Source organism: Lacipirellula parvula (genome assembly GCF_009177095.1).
GTDB classification, from domain to species: domain Bacteria; phylum Planctomycetota; class Planctomycetia; order Pirellulales; family Lacipirellulaceae; genus Lacipirellula; species Lacipirellula parvula.
The window spans coordinates 3,420,068-3,445,728 of record NZ_AP021861.1; the positions used below are offsets into that span (position 1 = coordinate 3,420,068).

At 63.0% G+C, this 25,661-nt stretch carries 17 protein-coding genes; 4 read left to right on the plus strand and 13 right to left on the minus strand.

Translation table 11 applies throughout. The annotated features are described in order from the left end of the window. Positions 1 to 17 precede the first annotated feature (17 nt). Together trhA and PLANPX_RS13495 are read left to right on the plus strand one after the other, a co-directional pair. A complete protein-coding gene (trhA, locus tag PLANPX_RS13490) occupies positions 18 to 701 on the plus strand; it encodes a PAQR family membrane homeostasis protein TrhA (RefSeq protein ID WP_152099236.1) in 684 nt (227 codons plus the stop codon). Between the two features lie 159 nt (positions 702 to 860). Further along, positions 861 to 2,627 (plus strand): hypothetical protein, encoded by a 1,767-nt coding sequence (locus PLANPX_RS13495; RefSeq protein WP_152099237.1) that lies wholly within the window; start codon positions 861 to 863, stop codon positions 2,625 to 2,627. Between the two features lie 92 nt (positions 2,628 to 2,719). Here the strand turns inward: PLANPX_RS13495 and PLANPX_RS13500 are convergent, their stop codons facing one another. The 10 genes from PLANPX_RS13500 to PLANPX_RS13545 form a co-directional block, all read right to left on the minus strand. Next, complete coding sequence (locus PLANPX_RS13500; RefSeq protein ID WP_152099238.1) at positions 2,720 to 3,898, minus strand: amidohydrolase family protein; 1,179 nt, start codon at positions 3,896 to 3,898, stop codon at positions 2,720 to 2,722. A gap of 60 nt (positions 3,899 to 3,958) precedes the next feature. After that, entirely contained in the window at positions 3,959 to 6,292 is a 2,334-nt protein-coding gene (locus PLANPX_RS13505; RefSeq protein WP_152099239.1) for an ABC transporter permease subunit/CPBP intramembrane protease, read from the minus strand. Positions 6,293 to 6,307: 15 nt separating this feature from the next. After that, complete coding sequence (locus PLANPX_RS13510) at positions 6,308 to 7,075, minus strand: ABC transporter ATP-binding protein (protein ID WP_152099240.1); 768 nt, start codon at positions 7,073 to 7,075, stop codon at positions 6,308 to 6,310. A gap of 173 nt (positions 7,076 to 7,248) precedes the next feature. Next, a complete protein-coding gene (mqnC, locus tag PLANPX_RS13515; RefSeq protein ID WP_152099241.1) occupies positions 7,249 to 8,394 on the minus strand; it encodes a cyclic dehypoxanthinyl futalosine synthase in 1,146 nt (381 codons plus the stop codon). Beyond that, a complete protein-coding gene (locus PLANPX_RS13520) occupies positions 8,372 to 9,205 on the minus strand; it encodes a menaquinone biosynthetic enzyme MqnA/MqnD family protein (protein WP_152099242.1) in 834 nt (277 codons plus the stop codon). The genes mqnC and PLANPX_RS13520 overlap by 23 nt, the downstream gene beginning before the upstream one ends. A 254-nt stretch (positions 9,206 to 9,459) precedes the next feature. Further along, positions 9,460 to 11,274 carry a putative ABC transporter permease subunit gene (locus tag PLANPX_RS13525; protein WP_152099243.1) on the minus strand — a complete coding sequence of 605 codons (1,815 nt, stop codon included), beginning with the start codon at positions 11,272 to 11,274 and terminating at the stop codon, positions 9,460 to 9,462. 18 nt (positions 11,275 to 11,292) lie between these two features. Beyond that, positions 11,293 to 12,015 carry an ABC transporter ATP-binding protein gene (locus tag PLANPX_RS13530; protein WP_152099244.1) on the minus strand — a complete coding sequence of 241 codons (723 nt, stop codon included), beginning with the start codon at positions 12,013 to 12,015 and terminating at the stop codon, positions 11,293 to 11,295. A 92-nt stretch (positions 12,016 to 12,107) separates the two neighbouring features. Next, on the minus strand, positions 12,108 to 13,130 hold the full coding sequence (locus PLANPX_RS13535; RefSeq protein WP_232536396.1) for a hypothetical protein: 1,023 nt from the start codon (positions 13,128 to 13,130) through the stop codon (positions 12,108 to 12,110). A gap of 1,090 nt (positions 13,131 to 14,220) precedes the next feature. Continuing rightward, complete coding sequence (aroA, locus tag PLANPX_RS13540; protein ID WP_152099246.1) at positions 14,221 to 15,516, minus strand: 3-phosphoshikimate 1-carboxyvinyltransferase; 1,296 nt, start codon at positions 15,514 to 15,516, stop codon at positions 14,221 to 14,223. Continuing rightward, entirely contained in the window at positions 15,513 to 16,829 is a 1,317-nt protein-coding gene (locus PLANPX_RS13545) for a PQQ-binding-like beta-propeller repeat protein (protein ID WP_152099247.1), read from the minus strand. Before PLANPX_RS13545 ends, aroA begins: the two co-directional genes overlap by 4 nt. A gap of 204 nt (positions 16,830 to 17,033) precedes the next feature. Here PLANPX_RS13545 and PLANPX_RS13550 point away from each other — a divergent pair, with 204 nt between their 5' ends. Further along, positions 17,034 to 19,325: a molybdopterin-dependent oxidoreductase gene (locus PLANPX_RS13550; protein ID WP_152101874.1), complete on the plus strand. Its 2,292-nt coding sequence runs from the start codon at positions 17,034 to 17,036 to the stop codon at positions 19,323 to 19,325. A gap of 103 nt (positions 19,326 to 19,428) precedes the next feature. Here PLANPX_RS13550 and PLANPX_RS13555 read toward each other — a convergent pair whose 3' ends face one another. Further along, positions 19,429 to 20,310: a hypothetical protein gene (locus PLANPX_RS13555; protein WP_152099248.1), complete on the minus strand. Its 882-nt coding sequence runs from the start codon at positions 20,308 to 20,310 to the stop codon at positions 19,429 to 19,431. A 400-nt stretch (positions 20,311 to 20,710) separates the two neighbouring features. Between PLANPX_RS13555 and PLANPX_RS13560 the strand changes: the two genes are divergently transcribed. Beyond that, positions 20,711 to 21,835, plus strand: coding sequence for an Lpg1974 family pore-forming outer membrane protein (locus tag PLANPX_RS13560; protein ID WP_152099249.1), 1,125 nt, complete (start codon positions 20,711 to 20,713; stop codon positions 21,833 to 21,835). A gap of 141 nt (positions 21,836 to 21,976) precedes the next feature. On the opposite strand, the gene PLANPX_RS13565 is transcribed toward PLANPX_RS13560, so the two are convergent. Together PLANPX_RS13565 and PLANPX_RS13570 are read right to left on the minus strand one after the other, a co-directional pair. Continuing rightward, a complete protein-coding gene (locus PLANPX_RS13565) occupies positions 21,977 to 23,941 on the minus strand; it encodes a preprotein translocase subunit SecA (protein WP_152099250.1) in 1,965 nt (654 codons plus the stop codon). Between the two features lie 283 nt (positions 23,942 to 24,224). Then, complete coding sequence (locus PLANPX_RS13570; protein ID WP_152099251.1) at positions 24,225 to 25,334, minus strand: hypothetical protein; 1,110 nt, start codon at positions 25,332 to 25,334, stop codon at positions 24,225 to 24,227. Between the last annotated feature and the right edge of the window lie 327 nt (positions 25,335 to 25,661).

Sequence of the window (25,661 nt, forward strand, 5' to 3'; positions counted from 1 at the left end):
TATTTCGTGAAGCCAGCATGCCGCTCACCCCCATCCCAGGATTCGCCGACCCCGTCTCCAGCCTCAGCCATCTGCTCGGCGCCGTCATCTTCCTGGCTTTGGGGTTCTTCCTCATCCGCCGCGGCGCCGGCAGCGTGCCGCGGATGATTAGCCTCGGCGTCTTCGTCTTCGGCGCCGTGCTGTTGCTCTCCGTCAGCGGCACGTATCACCTGCTCGATCCCAAGGGAAAACCGCGCGAAGTGATGCGGGTCCTTGACCACGCCGCCATCTTCACGCTGATCGCTTGCACCTTCACCCCGGTTCACGTCATCCTCTTCCGCGGCATCGGCCGCTGGGGATCGTTGCTTGCGATCTGGGGCTTCGCGGTCGTCGCGATCACCTGCAAATCGATCTACTTTTACACGATGCCCGAGTGGCTCGGCCTGTCGCTTTACCTCGGCATGGGCTGGATTGGGCTCGCGTCGGGCGGAGCCCTCTACCGCCGCTTCGGCTTCGCGTTCGTGGCGCCGATTCTGTGGGGCGGCATCGCCTATTCGATCGGGGCGCTCCTCGATCACATGAAGTGGCCCGAAATCTGGCCCGGCGCCATCCGTTCGCACGAAGTCTTCCACATCGCGGTCCTCATCGGCCTCGCATGTCATTGGTCGTTCATCTACAGCATCGCCGACGGCCGCCTGCCGCCGATTGCCGACGAAGCGTAAGTTTCGCGGCAGTCGCCTCGGCTTGCTACCCGCCGACAGGCCGTCGATAATGCCAGCCGGCCGCTGGCCAGATCAGTTCGGCAAGAAGCAACTCGCCGCAGCGAACTTCACTCACCAACGAGCTTGCCAGCGCTCACATAATCCAAACGGAACAACCGTATGCAACTCGCCTCTCTTCGTACCGTTGCCCTCTTGTCCGCGTGCGTGCTCGCGAGCCAAACGGCGAGCGCCGCCGGCATCCTCGACCAACTTCCAGCCGATGCGACCGGATTCGTGGCGATTCACGACCTGGCAGCGACGAGCGCCAAGATCGAACGCGTCACCGCGATCTTCAAGGAACTCACCCCCGGCCCGATCCCGCCGCCGCTGGCGATCGCGCAGGGAGTCACCGGCATCGGCCCCGGCCTCGACGAGTCGGGCGACGCGATCCTCGCCCTGATGCCGGGTGACGACGCCCCGCTGCCGCCGCGGCCGCTGTTGCTTCTGCCCGTGAGCGACTACGCCGCCTTCGCTGAATCGATCGGCGGCGACGCCACCGGCGAAGTCTGCCGCGTCACGCTCGCCGGCGAAGAGGTGCTGCTGGCCAAACGCGGCGATTTCGCGGCGATCATGAACGTCGAACACCGCGACGATCTTGAGAAGATCCTCGCTGCCAGCCCGACGCCGATTGCCGAGTTGGCGCCCCTCGAAGCGTGGCTCGCGACGACCGACGTCTCGGCAGGCCTCACGCGCTCGGGCGTCGAGCGTCTGATCGCACTCAGCCGCCGCAGTACTTCCGATTTCCGCCAACAGATGGAAGCCAACTTCGCCGATCCCGCGCTCAGCGAGATGATGAACGATATGCGGCGTAACATTGAACTCGCCGACAAAGCGCTGGAGTTCCTCGGCGCCGAAGTGAAAGCCGGCGCTGTGGGGCTGACCATCGACGAGGCGACCAACGTCCGTCTGGCCAAGCGAGTCATCTTTGCGGCGAAGGATGGCGAATCGAAAATCCCCACGGCCGAGCCGCTCAACAAGTCGCCGCTTAGCGGCTTAGCAACGGCGCCTTACGTGATCGGCGGCAGCGGCCCGATACCCACGGGTTACGGCGACCGCCTGGCCGCGCTCTCGCGACAGCTCCTCCAGAACCTCCCGCAAGGCCGCGGTTACACCGGCTTCGAAGAGGAGGATTGGCAGCAGCTCGAAAAGTCATACCGTCAAATGATGAAGGGGCTGAAGTCGATCGGGTTTGTCTTGTACGAAGGCCAGAAAACTGACGGCGTCTTCAGCAACTACTACTTCACGTATGAAGTGGAAGACTCGCAGGCCTACTTGAAGCAGTTTCGCGAATCGATGGAAATCAACAACGAGTTGATGGCTAAGGCCGCCAACGACTTGCTCCTCGAATACGAGCTAAAGGACATCACGATCGCCGACAAGCCAGCGCTTGAGGCGGTGGCCGACGTCGTCGCGGCCGGCGCCGATCCGAACGTCGCCATGGTCGAACCGATGTTGAAGGCGATGTTCGGCGCCGACGGAAAGGTTCGCATGTACGCCGTGGCCGTCGACGCCGACACGGTGCTCATGGCGGTCGCCCCGGAAGCCGCCGTCGCCAAAGCGGTGGAGGCTGCAGCCAGCGGCGCCAAGGGGCTCGCCGAGGATGCCTCGATTGGCGTCACGGCAAAGCTACTCGATCCGCAGGCGCCTTGGACGGCATTCGTGAATCCCGCCGGCGCCATCTCGTGGGGAAAGCGGTTCATCGCGGCCACCACGATGGCCTTCGGGGTCGGAGATGCGGAGCCCAAAACGCCCGCTTTCCCCGCCACCCCGCCGCTCGGGTTCTCCGTGAATTTCACCGAGAACCAACTGCAAAGCGAAGTGGTCGCGCCCGTCGGGTTCCTCGAAGCCGTGGCTACCTACGCGAAGACGCTCACGAAGGGCGAGTAACATGCTCTCTAGCCCCGGGCTCTGCCCGGGGGTCTCTCTCTATTCCGCGATGCGTGGCGGACCGCAAAGCTACCCCCGGGCGGAGCCCGGGGCTAAAAAACGATTGGCTGCTCGCTGCCGCCTAACAGCGGTGCGTAGGGATCGTGTTTCTCCGCACCGCAAGGCATAGCGATCAATCGTGCCGCCTTGCCGATCGCAATACTACCGAGCGAGCCCGCAAGCCCCAGCGCCGCGGCGCCGTCGAGCGTCGCCATCCGTAGCAGCGTCGCCGGCGCAACGCCCGGATGATGCGCAGCTGCGAAGCGAACTTCACTGAGCAGATTCAAATCGGGATTCGACGCCCGGCTATCGGTACCAAACGCGACGCGAACTCCCGCGTCGAGCATTGCCACCAGCGGATAGGATTCATGCCCAAAGTAGGCGTGCGTCCGCGGGCAGTAGACGACGCTCATCCGCTCGCGTTGGTTTGCGGCGAACGCGATCTCCTCAGCGTCGAGGTAGTTGCCGTGGATCACGAGCGAACGTTCGGCGCGGCTTAGCTGCCGCATGTAATCGAGCACCCGCGAGTCGCGCGGAATGGCCGACGCATCCCACATGCTGCGGTCAGCCAGCAACTCCTGAAACGGGCCGGTTCCGTCGCGCAGCAGTTCCAGCTCTTCGCGCGATTCCGCTAAGTGCATCGCCATCGGCAGGCAGCGTTCCACGGCGAGGTCGACGAGCCGTTCGAGCAGCCGCGGGTGAACGGTGTAAGGGGCGTGCGGGCTGATCCCTGCCGCGGCGCCCGCAAGCTCGACGCGGCGCTCCATCTCGGCGAAGACCGAATCGACTCGCCCCGCTGAAAATCCGATCGCTTCTTGAAAGAGCAGGAGCGAGCCGTCGTTGTTCGCCTCGTACAACGCTGCTAGCGACGTGGCGATCTCGCCGATGGCGCCGACGCCCGCGTTGCGAGATTCCTGAAGCCCAGCCGCAATCGCGGCCGCCGGATCGCGATCGCCGCGGCCGCGATCTGCGATCACCGAGCGAATCCAGGCCGGCAAACTCATCCCCGTCAAGCCGAGCGGCTTCGTCAGCCCGCTAAATTCCAGATGGGTGTGAGCGTTCACCAGCGCCGGCAACAGCACAACGTCGCCGAGGTCGGTTACGGCGTCCGCTTCAGTCGCCCGCTGGCCAACTGCGGCAATGACGCCGTCACGCAGCGTAACGCAGCCTCCTTCGATTGGCGGCCCGTCGATCGGCAGCACCCAGCGAGCTCGTAGCGTCTGTTGCGTCATCGTAGGTTGGGCGTTCAGCCCGACAGCCTTTCGCTACGGCCACATTCCATCAGACCGTTGTCAGGCGGGGACGCCCGAGCGCCGCCCTTGCTGCTGCCGAGCTTCTTCCAATTGCTCTTCGGCCGTTCGCGAGTGCCGCACGCCGTGCAGATTCCACAAAATGCTGGCCGCAATTGCCGCACACAAAGCGACAGTCGGCCAGCGATAGATTAGCGGGTCCTCGCCGCTCAGCAAAAACGCGAGTGGCGATTCGGGATTGGCCGTGGCGATCTGTGCCGCCTTATGCACCGACAGCTGCAACGAATTGTGCACCGTGTGGAGCAAGATACAGGGCCAGATGCTTTCTGTCTGCACGGCGACGTAGCCGATGATCACGCCCATCATCGTCGCGGAAATCTTCTGGTGGAGGAACGTGTGGACAAAGCCAAACGCCACGGCCGACAGCACGATCGCCCACCACTTGTGACCGACGTGCCGAAAGCCCGAGAGGACGAACCCGCGGAACGCGAGTTCTTCGCACACCGCTGGCAGGAGGGCCATCAGTGCGAGCGCAATCAACCAGCCGGGAACGATCCACATGTCGGGCACGCTGTTGAGCGCACCCTCAATCTGCTGTGCAGCGTGAACGGTCGCCTCCGGAATCGGGTAAAGACTGCCGATGTACTCCGCCGCCCGCACGACGACGGGATGGAGCGCGAGCGCCAACGCGACCACGCCGAACAAATGCCCCCACCGCGGCGTGCGCTGGAGCAGTAGCGTTCGCGCCGGTTCGCGCGTCAGCATGATCGTCATCAGAATCGCCGGGGCGAAGACGCATGCGAGCTGGCTAACAATCAGCATCTTTGCCAGGAAAGCAAAGGTGAACTCATCCGGCGCCGCGGCCGACAGGCTCACGAAAAACTGCACGATCAGGATTAGCGCCACGCACAGCGATGCTTGGGCGAAGCTCGGCGTCGCCTGCCTATCTCGCACCAAATGGACCAGCCAGCGGCCGAGTTCTAAACGCTCGCTCTCGCGGAATAGCACTGATTCACGGTTGAACTGCTCCTCAGCCCACCGAATCGCGAGCATGCAGCAGATGAACGTCACCGCGAGCACCGGGACGACGAATCGCAGCGCTTCGGCATACTGCCCTTCGATCACCGAACGCAGTAGCAGCACCATCCCTGTCACGGGGACAAAGCTGTTGCCGAGGTTCAGTTCAACGCCCGGCGACATTGGCAGCATCATTAGCGGCATCGTCACCAGCATGATCGGCATCAAGTAGTATTGGCCCTCTTTCGTGCTACGCGCGAACGCAGCACAAGCCAAGCAAAGCGCGCTGAACAATGCCGAAATCGGGATGAGCGCCACCGCCAGCCAGAGGAGCGACGGCAACGGCGGCAGCGAAAGCGCGTCAATGGCATTGAACGCGCCTGTCTTGCTGAGGTTGTCGATGACGAATTTGCCAGTCAGCCCGAGACTGCCGAGGTTGAGAATCGCCGTGACGACGCTAAAGGTCATCACGGTGAGCAGCTTGCCCCAGACGATCTCGCGTCGCAAGGCGGGGCTGGTCAGCAGCGTCTCGAGCGTCCCGCGTTCTTTTTCGCCCGCGCACAAGTCAACGGCGGGGTAGAAGGCGCCGGTGAGGGCCCAAATGAACACAAAAAATGGCAGCACCTTCGACCAAACGGCCGCTTGCCGCTGCTGGGCCTGGGCGACGTCGCGCGGGAAGAGTTCGAACGGCGTCGTCGCCTCGACCGGCACGTTGCTGGCGTTGAGATTTTGCTCAGTCACCTCGCCGCGCCAACGCTGCAGCACCTGCAACACGCGGAGTTGCGTCACTTGCGACTTATCGTCGGGCGAATTGTAGAGGATGATCGGCGACGGGAACGACGTCCCCGCCGCGGCGGTGCGTTCGACCAGCGCACGGCGAACCTCTACGAGCCGCTCTTCAAATCCGTTGGGGAAAACGAGAATCGCCTCGACCCGGCCCGAATCGAGCAGCTCCTTCGCCGCGGCGTCGAACGCGGCCTCGTCGGCTGATATTGGCTCCTGTTTCCCGTCGGTCGGCAGGTCTTTCCCCTTGCGAAGGTCGTCGGCCAAGTCAGGGAAGTCGCGCGGCGTGAGCACCTCAATCTTTTCATGCCATTCCGCCTGATCGAACAGTGGTTGCGCGAAGCGGTCGTCCTCGATCAGCGGCGGCAGCCATTCGGCGCTTCGCAGTTGCCGGGAACCGACCACCAGTACGCGAGCTTCTACCTTCTGCAGGAACTGCGTCAGCTGAAAAAAGCTGGTCCCTAGCAGCGGGTAGAGCAATAGCGGCAGCACGGCGATCAAGAACAAGGTCCGCCGATCGCGCAGTTGGTCGCGCATCTCGCGGAGGTAGATCAGTTTGACGTTCTTGAACTGCATGCTTCGTGCGGTGCGTTAGCCGACGGACGATCCCGCCGCGAGGCGACGTTCGTTCGCACGGATCAAGTCAAAGAAAATATCCTCGAGGTCGGGCTGCGAATGTTGTTCCCGCAGCTCATCGATGCGACCCTCGGCTAGTAGTCGCCCATGGTGGACGATCGCCACGCGGTCGCACAGTCGCTCGACCTCGCGCATGATGTGCGTCGAGAAGACGATGCACTTACCTTGGTCGCGCAGCTCAGCCACTGCTTCGAGCAGCGAGCGGGCCACGAGGACGTCGAGGCCGTTGGTTGCTTCGTCAAAAATTAGCACCGGCGGATCGTGGACAATCGCGCGGGCGATCGACACTTTTTGCTTCATGCCGGTCGACATCTTGGCGCCGAGCAGGTCGCGAATCTCCTGCATCTGCAGCCGCTCGAACAGCAGCTCCATCCGTTCGCGGAGACGTTCGTCTTCAAGCCCGTAGAGCTTGCCGAAATATTCGACCATCTCCCACGCGGTCATCCGATCGTAGACCGCCGTGTTGGCCGACATGAAGCCGATGTGAGCTCGCACGAGCGCCGGCTGCGTGACGACGTCGTAACCGTTGATGATCGCGGTGCCGCCGGTCGGTTGCAGCACGGTACTCAGGATCCGCAGGGCGGTCGTCTTGCCGGCGCCGTTGGGCCCGAGCAGGCCGTAGACCTCGCCCGGTTTGGCCGTGAACGACAGGCTATCGAGCGCAACGAACTCCCCGCGATGCAGGTCGGCGTACACCTTGCTGAGGTTGCGGGCTTCGATCATGAGTAGGTCAGACTGCGAGTCTGACGAGCTGCGGGCGCCGGCGCGAAGCCAACAAAATCAGCGTGTGCGCTGGTGCGGCAGCCCCAACGCCTCGCCGTCAGGCAGGAACGCCTGATCTACGTTGAAGCTTATCAGCCCACCCCGAAAAAGTCGACGCAAGTGACCGCAGCGATTCAGTTTACGATCGGCAAGGGGTACAGATTGGAGGGGCTGTGCGGGTGAAGCGACTCGACCTCCGATTCCTGGTCGATGAGCTGGTAATGGACATTCCGCTGCCGGGGGATATATCCCAGCTCGGAAATGGAATCTCGAATCTGCTGCAGTGTGAGATGGTGGACCGTCCCCGCTTCGGCGACGACGTTCTCCTCGATCATGAGCGAGCCCATGTCGTTGGCGCCGTAGAGGAGCGCGAGTTGCCCCATCTTCTGCCCCTGGGTGACCCAGCTCGACTGAATGTTTGGAATGTTGTCGAGATAGAGCCGCGCCACGGCGTTCGTCTTGAGATACTCAAACGAACCAGCCGGAGGCGTGTCGGCCATATCGGTGTGATCTGGCTGGAAAGTCCAGCAGATGAACGCCGTGAAGCCGCCCGTTTCGTCCTGCACTTGGCGCAGGCGTTCGAGATGCTCGATACGTTCAGCCAGCGTTTCGACATGGCCGAACATCATCGTCGCTGAACTACGGCCGCCAAGTTGATGCCACACACGGCTAACGTTGAGCCAGTCGTCAGTCATGACTTTGCCGCGCGTGATCGCCGAGCGGACGCGGTCGACCAGGATTTCGGCCCCGCCGCCGGGCAAGCTTCCGAGGCCGGCTGCCTTCAAGCGTTCCAAAATTTCCTTGAGCGGTAGCTTCGAGACCTTCGTGAAGTGGTAAATCTCCGGCGGGCTGAAACCGTGGATATTCACCTGCGGGAAGCGACCTTTGATCGCCCGCAGCATCTCTTCGTACCACTCGATCTTGTACTCAGGGTGCAGGCCACCTTGCAGCAAGATCTGATCGCCGCCGAGCGCGACGGTCTCTTCGATCTTCTGGAAGATTTCTTCGTGGCTGAGGACGTACCCCTCGGGCGATTTTGGCTTGCGGTAGAACGCGCAGAAGTCGCAGACCGCCGTGCAGACGTTCGTGTAGTTGATGTTCCGATCGATGTTGTATGTGCGATAATTCTCCGGATGCAGGCGGAGCGTCACCTCGTTCGCTGCGCGGCCGAGCGCAGCGAGATCGTGAGACTCGAGCAGGCGCAGCCCTTCCTCGGGAGTCAGCCGTTCGCCGGCGACCGCTTTTTCGAGCAAGCCGTTAACGCTCAACATGGCAATCATGGAATCGCAAATTGAAGTGGTCGGAAATGAGTCCCAATTCGCCGGCCCGCCGGAAGTAGAGGTCGAGGCCGCGGCGAGCGGAGTCGTCGAGATAGAAATTCAGGTTATCGCGCAGGTATTGGAGCACGAGCGGCCGCGGCAAGTCCATCGCCGCAGCTTGCTCGGTGGCGATCGTTTCGAGTTCCCGCAGGCCCAGGTCGCGAGCCGCGTCGAAGGCCGGCTCCAACTCTGAGGCGTCGATGCCTGGCCGGGCGGCCCACACGGCGAAGACGAACGGCAGGCCCGTCTCGCGGACCCACTCTTCGCCAAGATCCCACGCTTCGCGAAAATCGCCCTGCACGGGGCGGATCGCCCGATCGCCGATTACTAGCACCGCATCTGCCGTGGAATCGAGCGGCGACGACGCGAGCGGCAGCGGTTGCAAGCGGGGACGCGTGCCAAATCGATCGGCAAGCAGGATCTGAGCGAGCACCGCGCTCGTCCGCGAACCCTCGTCGAGGGCCAGCGTCCGCACCTCGGCCGGCGGGCGGCGGAACAGCACTTTCACACTGAGGACTGGTCCACGGCAACCGATGCAGGCAGTGGAGACGATCGACCACTCGGGATGGCGAGCGACTTCGATGCAAGGCGCCAGCGCGACGTCGAGCCGGCCTTCGGCCAGTTCATCTGCCAGCCGGCTCGGATAGTTGAAGGAAAGCTCCGCCATCGGCAACTGAGCTTGCAGCCCGCGCACAAGCGGGACCGTGTTGAGGTACGTAACGGCGCCAATACGGGTGGCGGGAGCGGTGGGATCCGGCGCGGCGGAAGACATGGCTGGCAGCGGTTGTCGGCGGGCTAACTTGTTTCGTGGTCGAATTATAGGGCGATCGGCGCGGCTCGCCTAGTTTGATGCGGCCGTTCGCACTCCTCAAGCATTCAACCGCGAGCAATTGCGTGAGTTAACCAGTGTGTTCCCCTAGCCCCGGGCTCCGCCCGAGGGTCGCGTAGCGTGACGGGAGGTACCGTTTACCGGAATGGATGCCGACCCCCGGGCGGAGCCCGGGGCTAGAAATGCCCAGCCAAGCGTTAAACTTCCAGCCGCCGGAAGGCCTTCAGCCCGCCCCGGAGCGGCAAGATCGTGACGATCGCCGCCAAAATCATCGAGGCCAGAATTCCCAGCATTAGCCAGAACCGCAAGTACTGCGGCTGGAGCAGCTTGGGCGGCATCTCGGCCTTTCCGGCCAGCAAGTAGAAATGGCAGGGGAGGGCGGTCATCAGCACCACCGCCATGATGTAGAGGGCGCTCAGCACGAGGTTCAGCGTCCCCCCGAACCCGGCGGCGATTTTCGACGGCGACTGCTCGCGGAAGTTCGGCATCATCGCCCCGAAGCCGACCGCCATGCCGGCCAGCCCCAGGCACAGCAGCAGGCAAATCAACTGGTGCACCGCCACCACCATGAACGAGACGTCGAGCATCACGTCGCTGATGCCGACGAGCGCCGCACAAGGCAGCCAAGATCCGCAGGCGGCGAACAGGAACTTGCCCCACAAAATCGTATCGCGCTCGACCGGCAGCCGGCTGAGGATCCAAAACCGGCGGCCTTCGAGGCTAATGAGCGGGTAGATGAACCGCGTCGTGAACGTGGAGAGAATCAGCCCCACGACGGCGAGGTTCAGGAAGCTCACGATGTTCACCCACGTCAGCACGTTGATATCCGACTTGTGCTGCCGAAAGCGGTCGACGTTCGCGAAGTACAGCAGTAGTAGCCCAAAGAAGATGAGGAACTGCGACCATTGCACCGGATCGCGGCGGAAGAGCCGCAGGTCTTTCATAATCAGCAGCTTCGTCTGCACGGGAAACGGCCGCAGCAAAAACGCCGCGGCGCGATCGACCCACGCGAGGGTCAGTTTCGGCTTTTTCGCTCGGCGCGAGTGGAGTTCCCAGTAGCTCGTCCGGAAGCAACGCTTCCCCAGCCACATGAACGCCAAGTGGAGCACCAACGCATTCGAGACGAGCACGACGAGGTACTTGCCCGCTTCGAGCCAGGGTAGATCACGCGGATTATTGGGCGACTGGCGGACCGCACAGATCAGGGCGTTGCTGAGCCAAGTGCTGGGCAACCACTCGCCACGCGCGAAACGGAACCGCTTGAGGGTGTCTTTAAACCATGAATTGCCAAGGAACTCGGTCTCGGAAAACTCCAACGTGTTCCAGATCGACTGGTACGCCACGACGATGATCCCGAGCGCCGCCACGCCGACGGCAATACGCCTGAGATTCGGCAGCCTGTAGATCAGCAGCAAACAGCAGATCGCGCCAATCGTGCAAGGAATGTAAGCGAACGACGCCATCAACGGCAGCATGTAGGCGTAGTAATACCACGGCGCTTTCGCCACTAACCCGTAGGCGAGCAACATCGGGCTCGCCAGCAGAAAGAACCCCCAACTGCTAAATACCAGCGATTCTTGGAAGCGATAGAAGACCAACCGCTCGTCGCGCACCGGCAATGTCATCAGGAACGCCGTCTCGCGCGACGGGTACAGCCCGCCGTACAGAATGATGCCCGACGAAAAAATCAGCATCACCTGCAGCGATAAAAAGAACAGTGGAAAAACGAAGAGCATCGTCTCCGAGTGGTAGCGCGAGCCGGGCGATTCGACGTACTTGATGACGAAATCAAAGCCCTTGTAGAAGAGCGCAAACAAACCGAACCAGAAGAAAAGGCTCAGCCCGACGACCAGCGCGGTTCGCAACCGGGCGTTCGTCAACAGGTATCGCAGATGGGATTGCCCCATTTGCAGGCGCAACCGCCAGAAAATCTGCCCCTCGCGATCATGCGACGGCAGCTTGCTGCACAGTTCGATCAACTGCGCGTCGGTGGGAGGCGTCCGGTCGGTCATCTGCGTGCGCTGAACCTGCTAGTTGTCCATCATGGCGAGATAGAGCGATTCGAGCGATTGCCCCGCCGTCGGGTTCAGTTGCCGCATTTGTTCGACATTTCCTTCGAACACAATTTTGCCGCTCTTCATCACGCCGACGCGGTCGCAGATCGCTTCCGCCACTTCGAGCGTATGAGTCGACATGAGCACCGCTTTCCCCGATTCGGCATAGCTCTTCAGCAAGTCCTTCACGAGTCGGATGCTGTGGGGATCGAGGCCGACCATCGGCTCGTCGACCACGAGCAGTTCCGGCTGATGGAGCAGCGCAGCCGCGAAAACGGTCCGCTGCCGCATGCCGTGCGAGTAGCTTTCGGTGAGTTGGTCGAGGAAGTCGTTCAGCTGAAAACGATCGGCCTCGCGCGTGACCGCTTCATTGGCGGCGGATTCCGACATGCCGTACATATCGGCGACGAATCGCAGGAACTCGCGGCCTGAGAGTTTGTCGTACAGGAACGGCAGATCGGGGACGTAGCCGATTAGCCGGCTCACCTCGCGGGGGTTCTCGACGACATTGTACGGCCCTACGCGAATTTCGCCGCTGGTGGGCCGTAGCAAGCCGACGAGCATCTTGATCGTCGTCGTCTTCCCGGCGCCGTTGTGCCCGAGCAACGCGAACAACTCGCCATGGTCGATGTGCAGATTCAAGCAATCCACCGCGACGCGTGCGCCGTAGGTGCGCGTCACGTTGTCGAAGCGGAGCATGAGCCGATGATCCGTCAGCCTCTCCGGCGACGGCCTGTCAGGAATTGGGACGGCGGCCGCGAACGCTGTTTCGGCCAGAAGCTGACTCAAGCTTACAGTTGAGCATCAGCTTGCGCGGGAGGCAACTCCGGCGGATGCCCCCAACCGCGCCCTGGCCCTCGGCTCGGACCGTAGCGGTGCTCGCCCCCCCTCGTGCCTGGGCCGTAGGAACCGCGGCCGTGACGCCGACGTCGCTCATAACTTGACGTCGAAAGCAACTCGTTGCCCCGTTTCAGCGCCTCTTCGTCCGAGAGGCGATCAAACCGCAGCTTCGAGTTGGAAATGATGACGTCCTGACGCAGTACGACGCCGTCCGTTTGCCGCACCCAAGCAATCGCTTGCAGGCGGGCGTCCTCAGGAACGCCGGGCGCGGGCGGGCCGTGGAACTCGACGCGCATCACACGGTGGTTGACGCCGTCTTGAGTCAACGTCTCGATGCCGGTCACCTCGACGTCGACTGTCTCCACCGGCGCGCTCGGTGCGTGGAACGGATTGTAGACTTCCTCCGTCCAGGCGCGGCCGACGTACAAGTATGGGAGCTTTGCATCTGGGAATAACGCCTCGTTGAGCGCCGAGTGATCCCCAATCGGCACCTTCGGTTCGTACTTCACCTCGCCGAACTCGACGTTCAGATCAAGGAATGCTCCATTGACCTTTCCGTCGAGCCGCAGCACGCTGTTTACCTCGTTGATGGAAACGCGGCTATCGAACTGCGAGAAATTATCGAGCGAATCGAACTCCAAGCGAGTGTGGGCGTCGAACTTCATGCTGCCGATATCGCCGACGACTTGCCGCATGAGAGCCGGCACCAAGTCGAGGAGGGGCACGTCATTGAGAATGACGCGGTTTTCGAGATTGGTCGTCCCGAGCACGCCTGGCTTGCGAACGCTGGCCGCGTAGCCCACCTCTCGATCGCCCCAGGAGACGCGCCACGCCACCGGGACGTTCGGCTCGAAGCCGGCGCCAGCTGGCGGCTCGCCCCCATGGAACGAAGGCAACACCTTGTCCATCATGAGCCAGGACATGCTGCCCAGCCAAATGACGATTACTGCGCACACGAACACTCGGTTGGCCATGAGAGGCTACTCCCCAACCGTGATGAAACCAGAACTTCCTGGCGACGGCAGCCTAAAACCGACAGCCGCCTCCGAGCGACCGTTCCAGCGGCGCTCCCCCCGGAACGCTCTCACTCATCATAACGCCCTTCGCCGCAAACGGCGAAGAAATTCTCCAACTCGCGCGGAACCGCTGTCAGCCGCGGGCCTCAGCGAATATCAAACGAACTCGCCGAAGGTCGCCAGATATCTAACACCACTCACTACAGTTTAGTTCGCGCTGGCCGCAAACCCGACATCGTTTGGTCAAAAGCTGCTCGGTTAGCCCGAACCTCGCAGCCGGTGAAGTTCTCCTCCTGACGAGGCGTGACCGCAGCGGCGAAGAACTTTAGTCTCAATTTCCGCAAGACTTAGGGTTCGCTATTGGGGTTAAACGATCAGTGAGAGTCGGGAAAATCGCAAGGCGTCGATTTATTGGCATGACGCTTGCACTTGTCCTGCCTCGAAGGACGGCGCCCCGCTACCGTGGGGGAAGTGAGGCGCTTCGCTGCCGATCAGGTTGAGTTTCCGGCCAATCGGCTTCCCACCGCGTTGTAAGTTCCGGTAGTGTTTGAAGTTACGGACTTCCACAAAGCCGTCTCTTCACCGAGTTATTGCGAGTAATTAACCGGAAATTGCATTGAATTGCCGCCTTAGCGGCGATAACCTGAATATCGCCGCGGTGGAAGTGGATGCTTCCCCGACCCTAGCAGGAGATAGGTGCCCATGGCTGCCACATACTACGTCCAGGAATGCCCAACGTGCGGACGCAATTTGCAAGTCCGCGTGGAGTATTTGGGGAAGCGCGTAGTTTGTCAGCACTGCAAGGCTAAATTCGAAGCCTGTGATCCGAGTTCGGCGGCTTATCCCCCGTCTGAATCGAGCCTCTCGCTACTGGCTCGGGCCGATCAACTGATCGAAAGCGCGACCCGCAGCAGCCTGAGCACGATCACTCGCAGCGCTATCTAACTCGCGCTTCCGCGAGAATCCGATGCGCTTCTGGAATGGTTTGCGAAACTGTTCCTGCACCTACGCGCGTTACGGCTGACCGCAGTGATCGCTGGTCTGCGTCCTATGCGCCGCGGATCAGACGAGCTAAGTCCTCGAAGAACTCGGGATAAGTTTTCGACGTGCAGCCGGGATTGCGGATTACCACCCCTGGGGTCCGCAATCCCGCCAGCGCGAAGCTCATCGCCATGCGGTGATCGTTGTAGGTGTCGATCGCCGCGCCCCGCAGCGTGCCGGGGTGAACCGTAAGCCCGTCCTCGGTCTCGTCGACCGTCGCGCCTAGCTTCCGCAGTTCGCACGCCGTCGCGCCAATGCGGTCGGTTTCCTTATGGCGAATGTGGGCCACGTTACGCATCCGGGTCGGGCCGTCGGCAAACAGGGCGACCACCGACAGCGTCTGCACGGTGTCGCTGATGCCGTTCATATCGACGTCGATCCCGTGAAGTTTGCCGCCTTGGACCGTGATCGAGTCTGGCCCGTATTCGACGCTGGCCCCCATCTGAGCGAGGCAATCGCAGAACTCGACGTCTCCTTGCAAACTCGCGCGGCTCAGATTCTCGACCGTGATCCGTCCGCCGGTAATCGCTGCTAAGGCGAAGTAGTAGCTCGCGGCCGAGGCGTCGGGCTCGATCGCATACTCAATCCCGCGATATTGCTGCCCGTTTGAGACCGAGATCTTGGCGTAGTCGCTCGTTGCAGTGGCCGCGGCGCCGAACGACTCCATCACCTTGATCGTCATGTCGACGTACGGGATCGAAACGAGCGTCCCCGAAACCTTCAGCGTGATCGGCTGCTGGGCGTAGGGGGCTGCCATCAGCAGGCCGCTGAGAAACTGGCTCGATACGTCGCCGCGAATCGAGGCTTCGCCGCCCGGCAGGCCGCTTGCCGTCACCGCGACCGGCGGGCATTCGTTGGCGCCGAGCGCCTCGATCTGCACGCCGAGCTGCCGCAGCGACGAGACGAGATCGCCGATCGGCCGCTCGCGCATCCGAGCAATGCCGTCGAGCTTGTAGGCGCCATGGCCGATGGTTGCCATCGCCGTGAGGAACCGCATCGAGGTGCCGCTGTTGGCGATAAACAGCTCCGCCGACTTGGCTGGAATCTTCCCGCCGCAACCGGCTACTCGCAGCGTGCGGCCATGATCGCTCACCTCGACCGCGATGCCGAGCTGCTGCAGCGCCGCGATCATCACGTGCGTATCTTCGCTCTCGAGCGCCCCGGTGAGCGTCGACGCCCCATCAGCCAACGCCGCGCAAATGAGCGCACGGTTGGTAATGCTCTTCGACCCCGGCGGCCGAATCGATCCGTTCACGGGACCGGCGACAGGCGTCATTTCGATCGAATCGGGAGCGGCGCTCATTCAGCAATTTTCCAAAGATGGCTATGGCTGCGGACGAACATCGAGTTGCCCGAGACCGCGGGCGACGCGAGGATCTCTTCAACCATATTAATTTCGGCGAGGATCTCGCCCTTCAAATTTAGCACGAACGCATCGCCCTTGGCATTGAAGCAGTAGAGATGCTCGGGCCCCAGCAGCGGCGTGGCCCAGACGGAGCCTTTGAGCCGCGTCGTCCAGTCGATTTCCTCGGTCTTGAGGTCGAAGCAATTGAGCACGCCGCCGCGGTTGATCGCGTAGATCTTGCCGTCGCGAATGACGGGGCTCGCCGAGGTCGGTTTTAGTCGCTTCGCTTCCCAAACTGGTTCGGCGGGATCTTCCGTCGGGACGAGTTCCACTGCCGAAAGCCACTTGGCCGGCACATAGACGCGACCTTCGTACGGCGTCGAAGAGGCGATCGTGTCGCACTCCATTTCAACGTTCCACACCGGTCGGCCGTCGGCCGGCTTAAGCAGCTGCACCCCCTTGGGCGTTTGGATGATTACGCCGCGGGCGTCGGGTTCGTCGACAAAGTAGGGCGATGTCCAGCTCGATTGGTTCGGCCGATCCTCTTGCCAGCGGAGCTCGCCGGTGGCCGCGTCGTACGCCGCGACGAAGCCGGCCGTCTCGCCGTTGCACTGGAGGATCACCACGCCGTCGACGACGACGGGCGAGCTCGCCATGCCAAAGTCGTTGCCGAGTCCCTCGTGCGCGGCGGTGAGGTCCTTCTGCCACACATCTTTGCCGTCGAGATCGAGGACGAACATGTCGTTCGACGAGAAGAGCGTGTAGATCCGCTCGCCGTCGGTGGCCGGGGTATTCGCGGCAACGGCGGTCAGCTCGTTGATGACGACGTTTCCCTGAGCGGCGAACTCGCGGCGCCACAGCTCCTTACCCGTCCCGGCGTCGAATGCCAGCACGAAGAGCTCGCGTTCCTTCTCGCCAGCGGAGCAGGTGACAATGACGCGCCCCGCGACGACGATCGGGCTCGAGACGCCGCGCCCCGGCAGGTCGGCGGTCCACGCGATGTTTTTCGGCGGCCGGATCGACCAGTCGAGCGGCAACTTGGCGGCGGTTTGGTTCAACCCGCCGCCGCGGAACGAGGGCCAGTCGTCGGCTGTGAGTTCCGCAGTCGCGGGACGCACGGCGAGCAGCGCAAGCGTGAGCGTCAATCCGCCCAGGCGGAGCCGCTTCCCCAAATTCTCACGCGCCGACATGTCCAAAAACAACGCCCCTCGGATGCTGCCCCAGCCTGTCGCAGCGATCGCGGTCAGCGTATGCTGAAGGCAGAGACTCACGGCTGAAATCTCGCTGGTTGCCCAACGACCGCCCCCGTGAGCATGGCAAACGGTATAGCCTATCTGCTCGACGAAGCCCGGACCAGCGGGCCCGAGCGGCGGCTTGCCGACGCTTATCTGTTGGCGATGAACGAGGGTCTGCGAATCAGCGGGAATCGCGCGATTCGCACGGCAATCCAACGAGTAGCACTCGGAAGCGGCGAGATGAGAAAAGTCAAAACCGGCGGCGGTTGGCCAGCGCTTCTCTATACCTTCCGGAAGGGTCGCGAAGCGGGCGGCATCTGGCAGCTCTGGAAGGCGATGCGCACCAAGAACGCCTGTAAGACCTGTGCACTCGGCATGGGTGGGCAGCGCGGCGGCATGGTCAACGAGGCGGGCCACTTCCCGGAGGTCTGCAAAAAATCGCTCCAGGCGATGGTCGCCGACATGCAGGGGGCGATCACGCCCGACTTCTGGGCCAAGTACGGCCCCGACGAACTTCGCGGCCTTTCGCCGCGCGAACTGGAGAACTGCGGCCGGCTCACCCAGCCGGTGCTTTACACGCCCGCACTGAAACGCTTCCAGCCGATCTCCTGGGAAGATGCGTTCCACCGGATCGTCGGCAAGCTCCGCGAGTTGACGCCCGATGAAACCTTTTGGTACTTCAGCGGCCGCAGCAGCAACGAGGCGGGCTTCCTGCTGCAGATGTTCGCGCGGCTGTATGGGACGAACAACGTCAACAACTGCAGCTTCTATTGCCACCAGGCGAGCGGCGTCGGCCTCACCAGCGTCACCGGCAGCGGCACGGCGACCGTCACGCTCGACGACGTTGAGAAGTCGGACATGGTGTTCGTCATCGGCGGCAACCCGGCGAGCAACCATCCGCGGATCATGCGTTCGCTGATGACCTTGCGACGGCGCGGCGGCGAGGTCATCGTCATCAACCCGATCGTCGAGACGGGCCTCGTCAACTTCAGCGTGCCAAGCGACGTGCGGAGCATGCTGTTCGGCACGAAGATCGCCAGCCTCTACGTGCAGCCCCACATCGGCGGCGATCTCGCGCTGCTCACCGGCATCTCGAAGCAGATCGTCGAGATGGGAGCGCATGACCTGCCGTTCCTCGAGAGCTCCTGCAACAACTGGGACGAACTGCGCGACTGGCTGGCGAGCGTCACCTGGGAAGAGATCATCGCCAAGAGCGGCGTGCCGCGCGAGGAGATCAACGAGATCGCCGAGCGGTATGCGAAGTCTAAAAACGCCGTCTTCAGCTGGACGATGGGAATCACGCATCATGTTCATGGCGTCGAGAACGTCCAAGCGATCGGCAACCTCGCGCTGCTGAGGGGGATGGTCGGCAAGCCAAACGCGGGGTTGATGCCGATCCGCGGGCATTCGAACGTGCAGGGCATCGGTTCGGTCGGCGTCACGCCGAAGCTGAAGGATGTGCTGTTCGATCGGCTGCAGTCGCACTTCGGCGTCAAGTTGCCGACGACCGAGGGGCGCGACACGATGGCCTGCATGAACGGCGCCGACAACGGCGAGCTGAAGTTCGGCCTCTGCCTAGGCGGCAATCTGTACGGCTCGAATCCCGACTCGACCTACGCTCAGCAGGCGATTGAGAAGCTCGACATGCTCGTCTACATGAGCACGACGTTGAACACGGGACATGCGTTTGGCCTCGCGAAAGAGACGCTCATCTTGCCGGTGCTCGCGCGCGACGAAGAGCCGCAGGCGACGACGCAGGAGTCGATGTTTAATTTTGTGCGGTTGAGCGATGGCGGGCCCGCGCGGCATGCGGGGCCGAAGAGCGAAGTCGAAGTGATCGCGTCGATTGCTAGCGGCGTTGCGGATGGGCGGCGCGCGGCGGGGGCGAACGGCAGCAACGGCGCTCACTCCAATGGCGACGCGCCCCCCGGGCAGAGCCCGGGGCTAGGGGATCCGACAGGGCTGACGGCGGTGAACTGGCAGTCGATGCAGGATACTGGGCGGATTCGCGATGCGATTGCGGCGATCGTGCCGGGCTTTGAGCAGATTGCGGAGATCGATAAGAACAAACAAGAGTTCCAGGTCGGCGGGCGGACCTTTCATCAGGCGAGCTTCCCGACGTACAACGGCCGCGCGAACCTCCACACGCATCGTTTGCCGGAGATTCAAGGGCAGGGCGAGCGCGAACTGCGGCTGATGACCATCCGCAGCGAAGGCCAGTTCAACACGGTCGTTTACGAAGACTATGACCTGTACCGCGGCGTTGAACGTCGCGACGTGATTCTCATCCACCCCGACGATATCCGTCGGCTCGGCGTTCATCAGGGGATGACCGTCGCGGTGCATGGCCCTGCCGGCACGCTGCGCAACGTGCGGTTGCATCCGTTCGAAGAAATTCGACCGGGCAACGCGGCGATGTACTATCCCGAGGCGAACGTGCTGGTGAGCCGGCACCTCGATCCGTCGAGCAAGACGCCGGCGTTTAAGTGCGTGATTGTGCGGCTGGAAGTTGAAGGGTTGGCGCTGGCTTAGGTTGGGCATTCCCGACCGACAGCGGTGCGCTCGGGCCATGTCGATCGAGCCGCCGGTTTGAAGAACCGGGCACTTGCTACCCCCCGGTTTGAAGAACCGGGGGCTAAGCGGCGCGGCGGCGGTTTTGTTGTCGCTTTTGTTGTCGCGTCGCTTGTGTCGCTTTCTTCGTTTTACGCGACATTAAGTGGTCGTACTTGTCGCGGTCTTTTTGGCGCTGTTCGTTTTGCATCAGACGGACGCCCCAGTCGAGGAGGTCTTGGTGGCGTTGGGCGCGCTCTGCTTCGGTGAGCGCGGGCGGCGCGTTGTGCCCCCGGTTTGAAGAACCGGGGGCTAAGGTTGGCTCCGGGGGCGGGGTGACCTCGGCGTTGGGTGCTTGACGCGGAGCGTGGGAACGAGGGGGCTCAGGCTTCGCGGCGAAGGACCATTCGTCGGGGGTGCCGATGCCGTAGTTGTGGATCACGGGCGCGGACTTGGCGCGCTCGCGGAAGACTAGCGGCGTGTCGGCCATCTTTGGCTCGCGCGGGCGGTTCAGGGGCCGAGGCTGGGGAAGCAGCAGTCGAGGCGTGTTCGTAGGTTTTGTCGAGATGCTTGAAGAGCTCGCTACGCGCTCCTCCGGCGTGTTGCGAGCGCGGTTTCCATCATCAGCCGTAAGGCCTTTGTGACTTTGAGGCCCGAGGCGAGGTCGCCGCGCTTGCGGGCGTAGGTTTCGGGTTTGGTCCGCTCGAGCAGCCACGCCGCGGCGCCAGTGCGTTCTCGCGGCTGATTCCATCAGTTTTAATGGGTCGGGCTTGGCGAGCTTGGCCATGCGAACTTCTTGGTCAAAATCTTCTTCCTCACGGCGGTAGCGCTGCACCGTGCGGAGCGTCACGCCGACTCCTTGAGCGGCCTCGGCGAGCGAGTAGCTCTCTCGCACCAGTCGGCAGAATTTTACCTTCATTTCTTCGGTGAAGACCCGCTCGCGTTGGCGGATGTATTGACGTTGCATGGGAAGGTTCTCCTCTGTGTGAACGTGTGACTGAAGTTGTTGAATCGTTTGGTTTGGTTGGTGAGTAGGTGTTTAGGTGAGTAAGTGAAGAAGCGCGCTTGGCGCGGCGTGATCGAGTGATGGCGAGCCCCCCGGCTTGTCCGGGGAATTCAGGGGTGGCGCGAATTGGGGGTCGCTCCGGCGGGGGCGTTGCCCCGCGGCTACCGCGTTGGGGCGAGTTTGTTGGTGGGGCGGAGTTGGGGAGAGCGGCAAACCCTACGGGTTATGTCGAAGATAGCGGCCGATTTTGCCGATAGTCTTCGGCAACGCGAGCTTGGCTCGCATGGCTGACGGCGCTTGCTAGCGACTGCTCGGCCTTCCGGAGGTGGTTTTGGGGCGGACTTTTCTCCAGGAACTTATCATGGCCAGGTTTTCGCGGTGGTCGTTGGGCTTGTTGCTAGCGTCGGCGGCGGGGAGTGCGGCGGCCGCTGCGGACGCGCCGGCAACTGTCGAGCAGGGGTTCGTCGACCCAGCTTCGTATGGCGCCACTTACCAGGCGACGGCGCTCGCGGGCCAACTGCAGAAACCGGCGGCCGAGTGCTACAACCGGCTCGAATTCAGTGCGGCGCTCCTGTACCTGCAGCCGATCGCCGACAACTTGGAGTACGGCACGCAGGTGACGCCGTTGCCGGCGCCTTCGCCGCACTGGGTGAATCAAGGGGTCGATCCTGGCCTCAGCCCGGCGTTCAACGTGGGTTTGCGATACATCGTGCCGGAGAACGGCAACGACGTGCGGCTCTCGTGGACGCACCTAAACGCTGACGGGAATGATTCGTTCACCGCCGACGCCCAGCAGTTCGCCGGCCCGCCCTACGAGATTGGCCCCGACTCCAATCTGTACAACGTTGCTCAAGGGAATGTTGAGTTCGAATACGATTCGGTCAACCTCGAAGTGGGGCACTTGCTGACGGACAACAGCCCCGCCCAAGTCCGCGTCTTCGGCGGGTTGCAGTACGCGCGGATCAGCGAAGAACTGACCGGCAGTTTCGCCAGCTTCGACGGGAGTTACTTATCCACCAACACGAACTCGTCGCTATTTAACGGCGTCGGTCCGCGACTCGGCATGGAGGCGGGCGTCGTGAAGGGGCGGTTTGATCTCTTGGGACAGATCGCCGGCTCGGCGCTCGTTGGTCGGCAAGAGAACCAGCTCGACTTCGCCGCGATCTCGCCCGACCTGCCGGGCTTGGGGATCACGCCGCCGAATCGCCAATCGATCTCGTCGCCCGATGCGACGCGGGTGGTGCCGGCGATCGATTCGAAGCTGGGCGCGGGGCTGACGATTCCGATGCAAGGCGGCAGCATTCTGCGAATCGAGGCAGGATACCAGGCCGCGGTCTACATCAACGCGATCAGCCAGTACGCGATCAGCGACGTCGTCGTGCCGCCGAACGTGCAAGGGATCGGCGTCTTCTTGGAATCGGCTTATCACCTGCATAATAACTTTGCGGTGCATGGGCCGTATGCTTCGGCGAGTTGGGCTTATTAGGCCCGGTTGGGGCGAAACGCGTTTACGCGGGGCTGGACTGGTCGCTTAAGCGACCAGTCCGAGGTGGGGAGGATAATGGCAAACGCTCGCGAATGATCGCGAGCGTTTTTTGTTGCGCTCCGGCGGGTCGTTGACCCGCGGCTAGCCGGGCGTATCCAGATATGGGTCTTGGCCCATTTGGCGTTGGACTTTTTGCCGCTCCTTTTCGTGGTAGAGCATCACCTTGCGGTCGCGGAAGTGGCGGCGTTCGACGCGTTGTTGCGCTTTGCGGAAGACTGACTCGAGCCCTTTGATGGGGCCGGTCGCTTCGGCGCCGCGACGCTTCAACCGTTCGGACTTCTTCGGGCCGTAGCCGCCTAATAGGATTTCGTCGTCCAGTGCGAGGAACTGGCGGTAGGTGCCGGGGTCGCCTTGCCGGCCGCAGCGGCCGATGAGCTGGCGGTCGATGCGTTGGGCTTCGTGAAGTTCGGTGCAGATGACGTGCAGGCCGCCGACTTCGAGGACGCCGGGGCCGAGACGGATGTCAGTGCCGCGGCCGGCCATGTTGGTGGCGACGGTGATTTTGCCCATCTCGCCGGCAGCGGCGACGATTTCGGCTTCGCGTTCGACGTGCTTCGCGTTGAGGATCGTCACGGCGCCGCCCCGTTCGGCGAGCATGCCGGCGAGCTTTTCGCTCTTGTCGATCGAGCGGGTGCCGATGAGAACTGGTCGACCGATGGCGTGTTGCGCGAGGGCGTCTTCGACGACGCCTTGCCACTTCTGTTCGGCGTCGCCGAAGACGAGCGTCGGCAGTTGCTGGCGAACTGGGGGGCGGTTCGTCGGCACGGGCTCGACATGGACGGTGTAGATTTTGCGGAGCTCGCGGCTGCTGGTCGACGCGGTGCCGGTCATGCCGCCGAGGCGTTCGTAGCGGAGGAACAGGTCCTGAACTGTGATGCGGGCGGCCTGGTTCGTGGCGAAGGTGATTTCGACCCCTTCCTGAGCCTCGACCGCCTGGTGGATGCCGGCCCGCCACTTGCGGCCTTCGGCGAGACGACCGGTGAATTCGTCGACGATGACGATTTCGCCGTCGCGGACGACGTACTGGCGATTGAGGAACATCTCGCGCGAGACTTTGATCGAACGGGTGACGTACTCGTAGATCACCGACAGCGGCAGGCGATCCATCGCGGCGGGTTTCGGGAGGCCGCGGACAAGTTGTCGGCCGGCGAGCGAGAGTTCGATCGAGCGTTCGTCGTGTTCGTATTCGAAGTGCTCGTCTTCGACGAACTTTGTTTTTACCTCGGCGGCCCAGCGGTATGCTTCGGCGGCGATTTGTTCGTCTTCGCCCGGGAGGGCGCTGATGATGAGCGGCGTGCGGGCTTCGTCGATGAGGATGCTGTCGGCCTCGTCGACGAGCATGAAATGGAGACCGCGCTGCACGGGTTCGTCGCTTTTGCCGGCAGCGCCCCCCATCATTTGGCCGAACAAGTCTTGCTGGCCGCCGCTGAGGGTGCGGAGCAAGAGGCGATCGCGGAGGAAGTCGAAGCCCATTTCGTTGGCCGTGCCGTAGGTGACGTCGCAGGCGTAGGCTTTGCGGCGGTCGTCTTGCGGTTGTTGGCCTTGGATGATGCCGACGGTCATGCCGAGGGCTTCGTACAGCGGCTTCATCCACTCGGCGTCGCGGCGGGCGAGGTAGTCGTTGACCGTGGCGAGGTGGGCGCCCTTGCCCTCGATGGCGGCGAGGTACATCGGCAGCGTGGCGGTGAGCGTTTTGCCTTCGCCCGTTTGCATCTCGACGATCGAACGGTGGTGAACCGCGGCCCCGCCAAGGAGTTGGACGTCGAAGTGTCGCATGCCGAGTTTGCGGCGGCCCGCCTCGCGGCAAAGGGCGAAGGCTTCAACGAGGAGGCGATCGAGCGGCTCGCCGCTGCGTGCGCGATAACGGAGGCCGAGGCTTTCTTTGCGAAGCTGGTGGTCGGCGAGCTTTTGGAGGGCGGGTTCGAGCTCGGCGATTTTGGGCAGGCAGGCGGCCCATTTGGCGAGGCGATCGCCGGCGACGGCGCGGACCGAGCGGGTCCAGCCGCGCGGGACTCGAGAGACGTCCATCCCGCGCTTGGTGTCCATGGCTTTGATTGACGCCGTCGAAGAGTCTTGTGGGCTTGGTTGATTTGGGGAATGGACAGGATAACAGGATTTTTTGGATTTACTGGATGAAAGATGAGGAGTTGGGTGAGTGAGGGCTCAGTTTCGATCACTCTCCCCACAATCCTGTTGATCTACGACATCCTGTGATCCTGTCCAGTCTTTTGGAGGGCGTCGCGTTGATTGTGGATGGGCGCCCTCATTGAAGAATAGGTCGCGCGGTGGGGGAACGTCAAATGACGCGGCGGCGCGGAAGGGGTCGCGACTATTGCCGTTGGCGCTGGACGGAGCTGACGCGGTAGGCCGGCATGTACGAGCTTTCGTCGATTTGGCGCCCGAAGAGTTGGCCTTCGACGGCGACGAACTCGCCTGGCGAGAGGTTGGCGAGGACTTGCGGGTTGTCGATCAGCACGCGGCCGCCGATTTGGTCCTTCGCTCCCTCGTCCATATAGTTGATGCTCCACTCGCCCCGTTCGGGCCAGTACTCGAGTTGGCCGCGAAGCCATTCTTGTTTGGCGCCGACGCCATAGCGGCCGTTCGGGTTGTCGCCGGCGGCGGTTTGCTTGCCGATGGAGGGGGGGCGGAAGCCGGTGGCGCCGGAGGATTGGACGGCGGTTTCGGTGCGAGGTTGGCTCCCCTGGGGGCGAAAGCCGTCGGCAGCGGCGCCGCTTGTTGCGGCGAACGTCGCAGCTCCCGCAGCGGCGGGGGCATCGAAACTGGCTTGCGTGACGCCGCTCGTGGCCTGCGAAGCGGCATTCGGAGCCGGAGTGCCCGCGTTCGGGGTGAACGCGCGCTGGGCGCCTTCGTCCATCGAACCGGAGACGGGGAGCATCGATTGGATTGGCGTCCGGAATTGGGAGGCGGTCGGCGTGGTGGCCGAGGCGGCGACGGCTGCGGGGGAGGGCGTCGACGTGGGCGTCAGGCTGGCGGCGGCAAAGCGGAGCGATTGCTCGTCGTTCGGGACGCCGATCGATTCGCCTGGCGCTGCCGGGGCGGCGGAGGCGCCGTAGTTGAGCGGAGCGGTGGGGGTGATGGGGTTCGCCGCGGGGTACGTCGAACCGGCTGGATACGCCGAACCTGCAGGAGCGGCGGGGTAGGCCGAGGCGGGCGGAGCGCCGGTGGGGGGCAGATACGCGCCGGCTGGAGCTCCTGCGGTCGGAATCGGCGGCATCCCGGCAGCGGGGACGGCGAGCGGCGCGGCGCTCGGCATTGCATCGCCCTGGTAATAGGGAGCCGCCATGCCGGGCGCGAGCTGCGTCGTTGGCGGCGGTACGCGATCGGGCGTGAGGAACGGATTCGCCATCGGCGTCGAATTGCTACGACATCCGGCGAAAACCGCGACGGCAAGTATGGTAAGTGAGGCGGCGGACCGCATCGGCAGCATCCTTTCTGCCCAAGTGGCGACCGAGACGCAGCGCTAGCGTACGCGGCCGAAGATGGCGGGAATGATAGCGAACTGCCGGGAGGCGTCTAGAGCAGTGCTGGCCGTTGAAAATAGTAAGGTCCGGCGGGGTGCCACTGGCATCCTGCCAGTGCAGATGTGGAAACCCGTTCGGCAATTCTCATTGGTAAGATGCCAGTGGCACCCCACGGAGCGGGGCTAGCAAGAGAGAGCCCCAACGGGGCGAGAGTTTATAGCCAGGGGCGTGAGCCCCTGGAACTTGGGTTGATGAAAGACCGCAGCCCCGGAGGGGCGACAGTG

Bases quoted from the DNA above. Each gene is read 5' to 3' on its own strand.
- trhA (WP_152099236.1), top strand. From the start codon at position 18: ATGCCGCTCACCCCCATCCCAGGATTCGCCGACCCCGTCTCCAGCCTC.
- PLANPX_RS13495 (WP_152099237.1), top strand. From the start codon at position 861: ATGCAACTCGCCTCTCTTCGTACCGTTGCCCTCTTGTCCGCGTGCGTG.
- PLANPX_RS13500 (WP_152099238.1), bottom strand. From the start codon at position 3,898: ATGACGCAACAGACGCTACGAGCTCGCTGGGTGCTGCCGATCGACGGG.
- PLANPX_RS13505 (WP_152099239.1), bottom strand. From the start codon at position 6,292: ATGCAGTTCAAGAACGTCAAACTGATCTACCTCCGCGAGATGCGCGAC.
- PLANPX_RS13510 (WP_152099240.1), bottom strand. From the start codon at position 7,075: ATGATCGAAGCCCGCAACCTCAGCAAGGTGTACGCCGACCTGCATCGC.
- mqnC (WP_152099241.1), bottom strand. From the start codon at position 8,394: ATGATTGCCATGTTGAGCGTTAACGGCTTGCTCGAAAAAGCGGTCGCC.
- PLANPX_RS13520 (WP_152099242.1), bottom strand. From the start codon at position 9,205: ATGTCTTCCGCCGCGCCGGATCCCACCGCTCCCGCCACCCGTATTGGC.
- PLANPX_RS13525 (WP_152099243.1), bottom strand. From the start codon at position 11,274: ATGACCGACCGGACGCCTCCCACCGACGCGCAGTTGATCGAACTGTGC.
- PLANPX_RS13530 (WP_152099244.1), bottom strand. From the start codon at position 12,015: ATGCTCCGCTTCGACAACGTGACGCGCACCTACGGCGCACGCGTCGCG.
- PLANPX_RS13535 (WP_232536396.1), bottom strand. From the start codon at position 13,130: ATGGCCAACCGAGTGTTCGTGTGCGCAGTAATCGTCATTTGGCTGGGC.
- aroA (WP_152099246.1), bottom strand. From the start codon at position 15,516: ATGAGCGCCGCTCCCGATTCGATCGAAATGACGCCTGTCGCCGGTCCC.
- PLANPX_RS13550 (WP_152101874.1), top strand. From the start codon at position 17,034: ATGAGAAAAGTCAAAACCGGCGGCGGTTGGCCAGCGCTTCTCTATACC.
- PLANPX_RS13555 (WP_152099248.1), bottom strand. From the start codon at position 20,310: ATGCAACGTCAATACATCCGCCAACGCGAGCGGGTCTTCACCGAAGAA.
- PLANPX_RS13560 (WP_152099249.1), top strand. From the start codon at position 20,711: ATGGCCAGGTTTTCGCGGTGGTCGTTGGGCTTGTTGCTAGCGTCGGCG.
- PLANPX_RS13565 (WP_152099250.1), bottom strand. From the start codon at position 23,941: ATGGACACCAAGCGCGGGATGGACGTCTCTCGAGTCCCGCGCGGCTGG.
- PLANPX_RS13570 (WP_152099251.1), bottom strand. From the start codon at position 25,334: ATGCGGTCCGCCGCCTCACTTACCATACTTGCCGTCGCGGTTTTCGCC.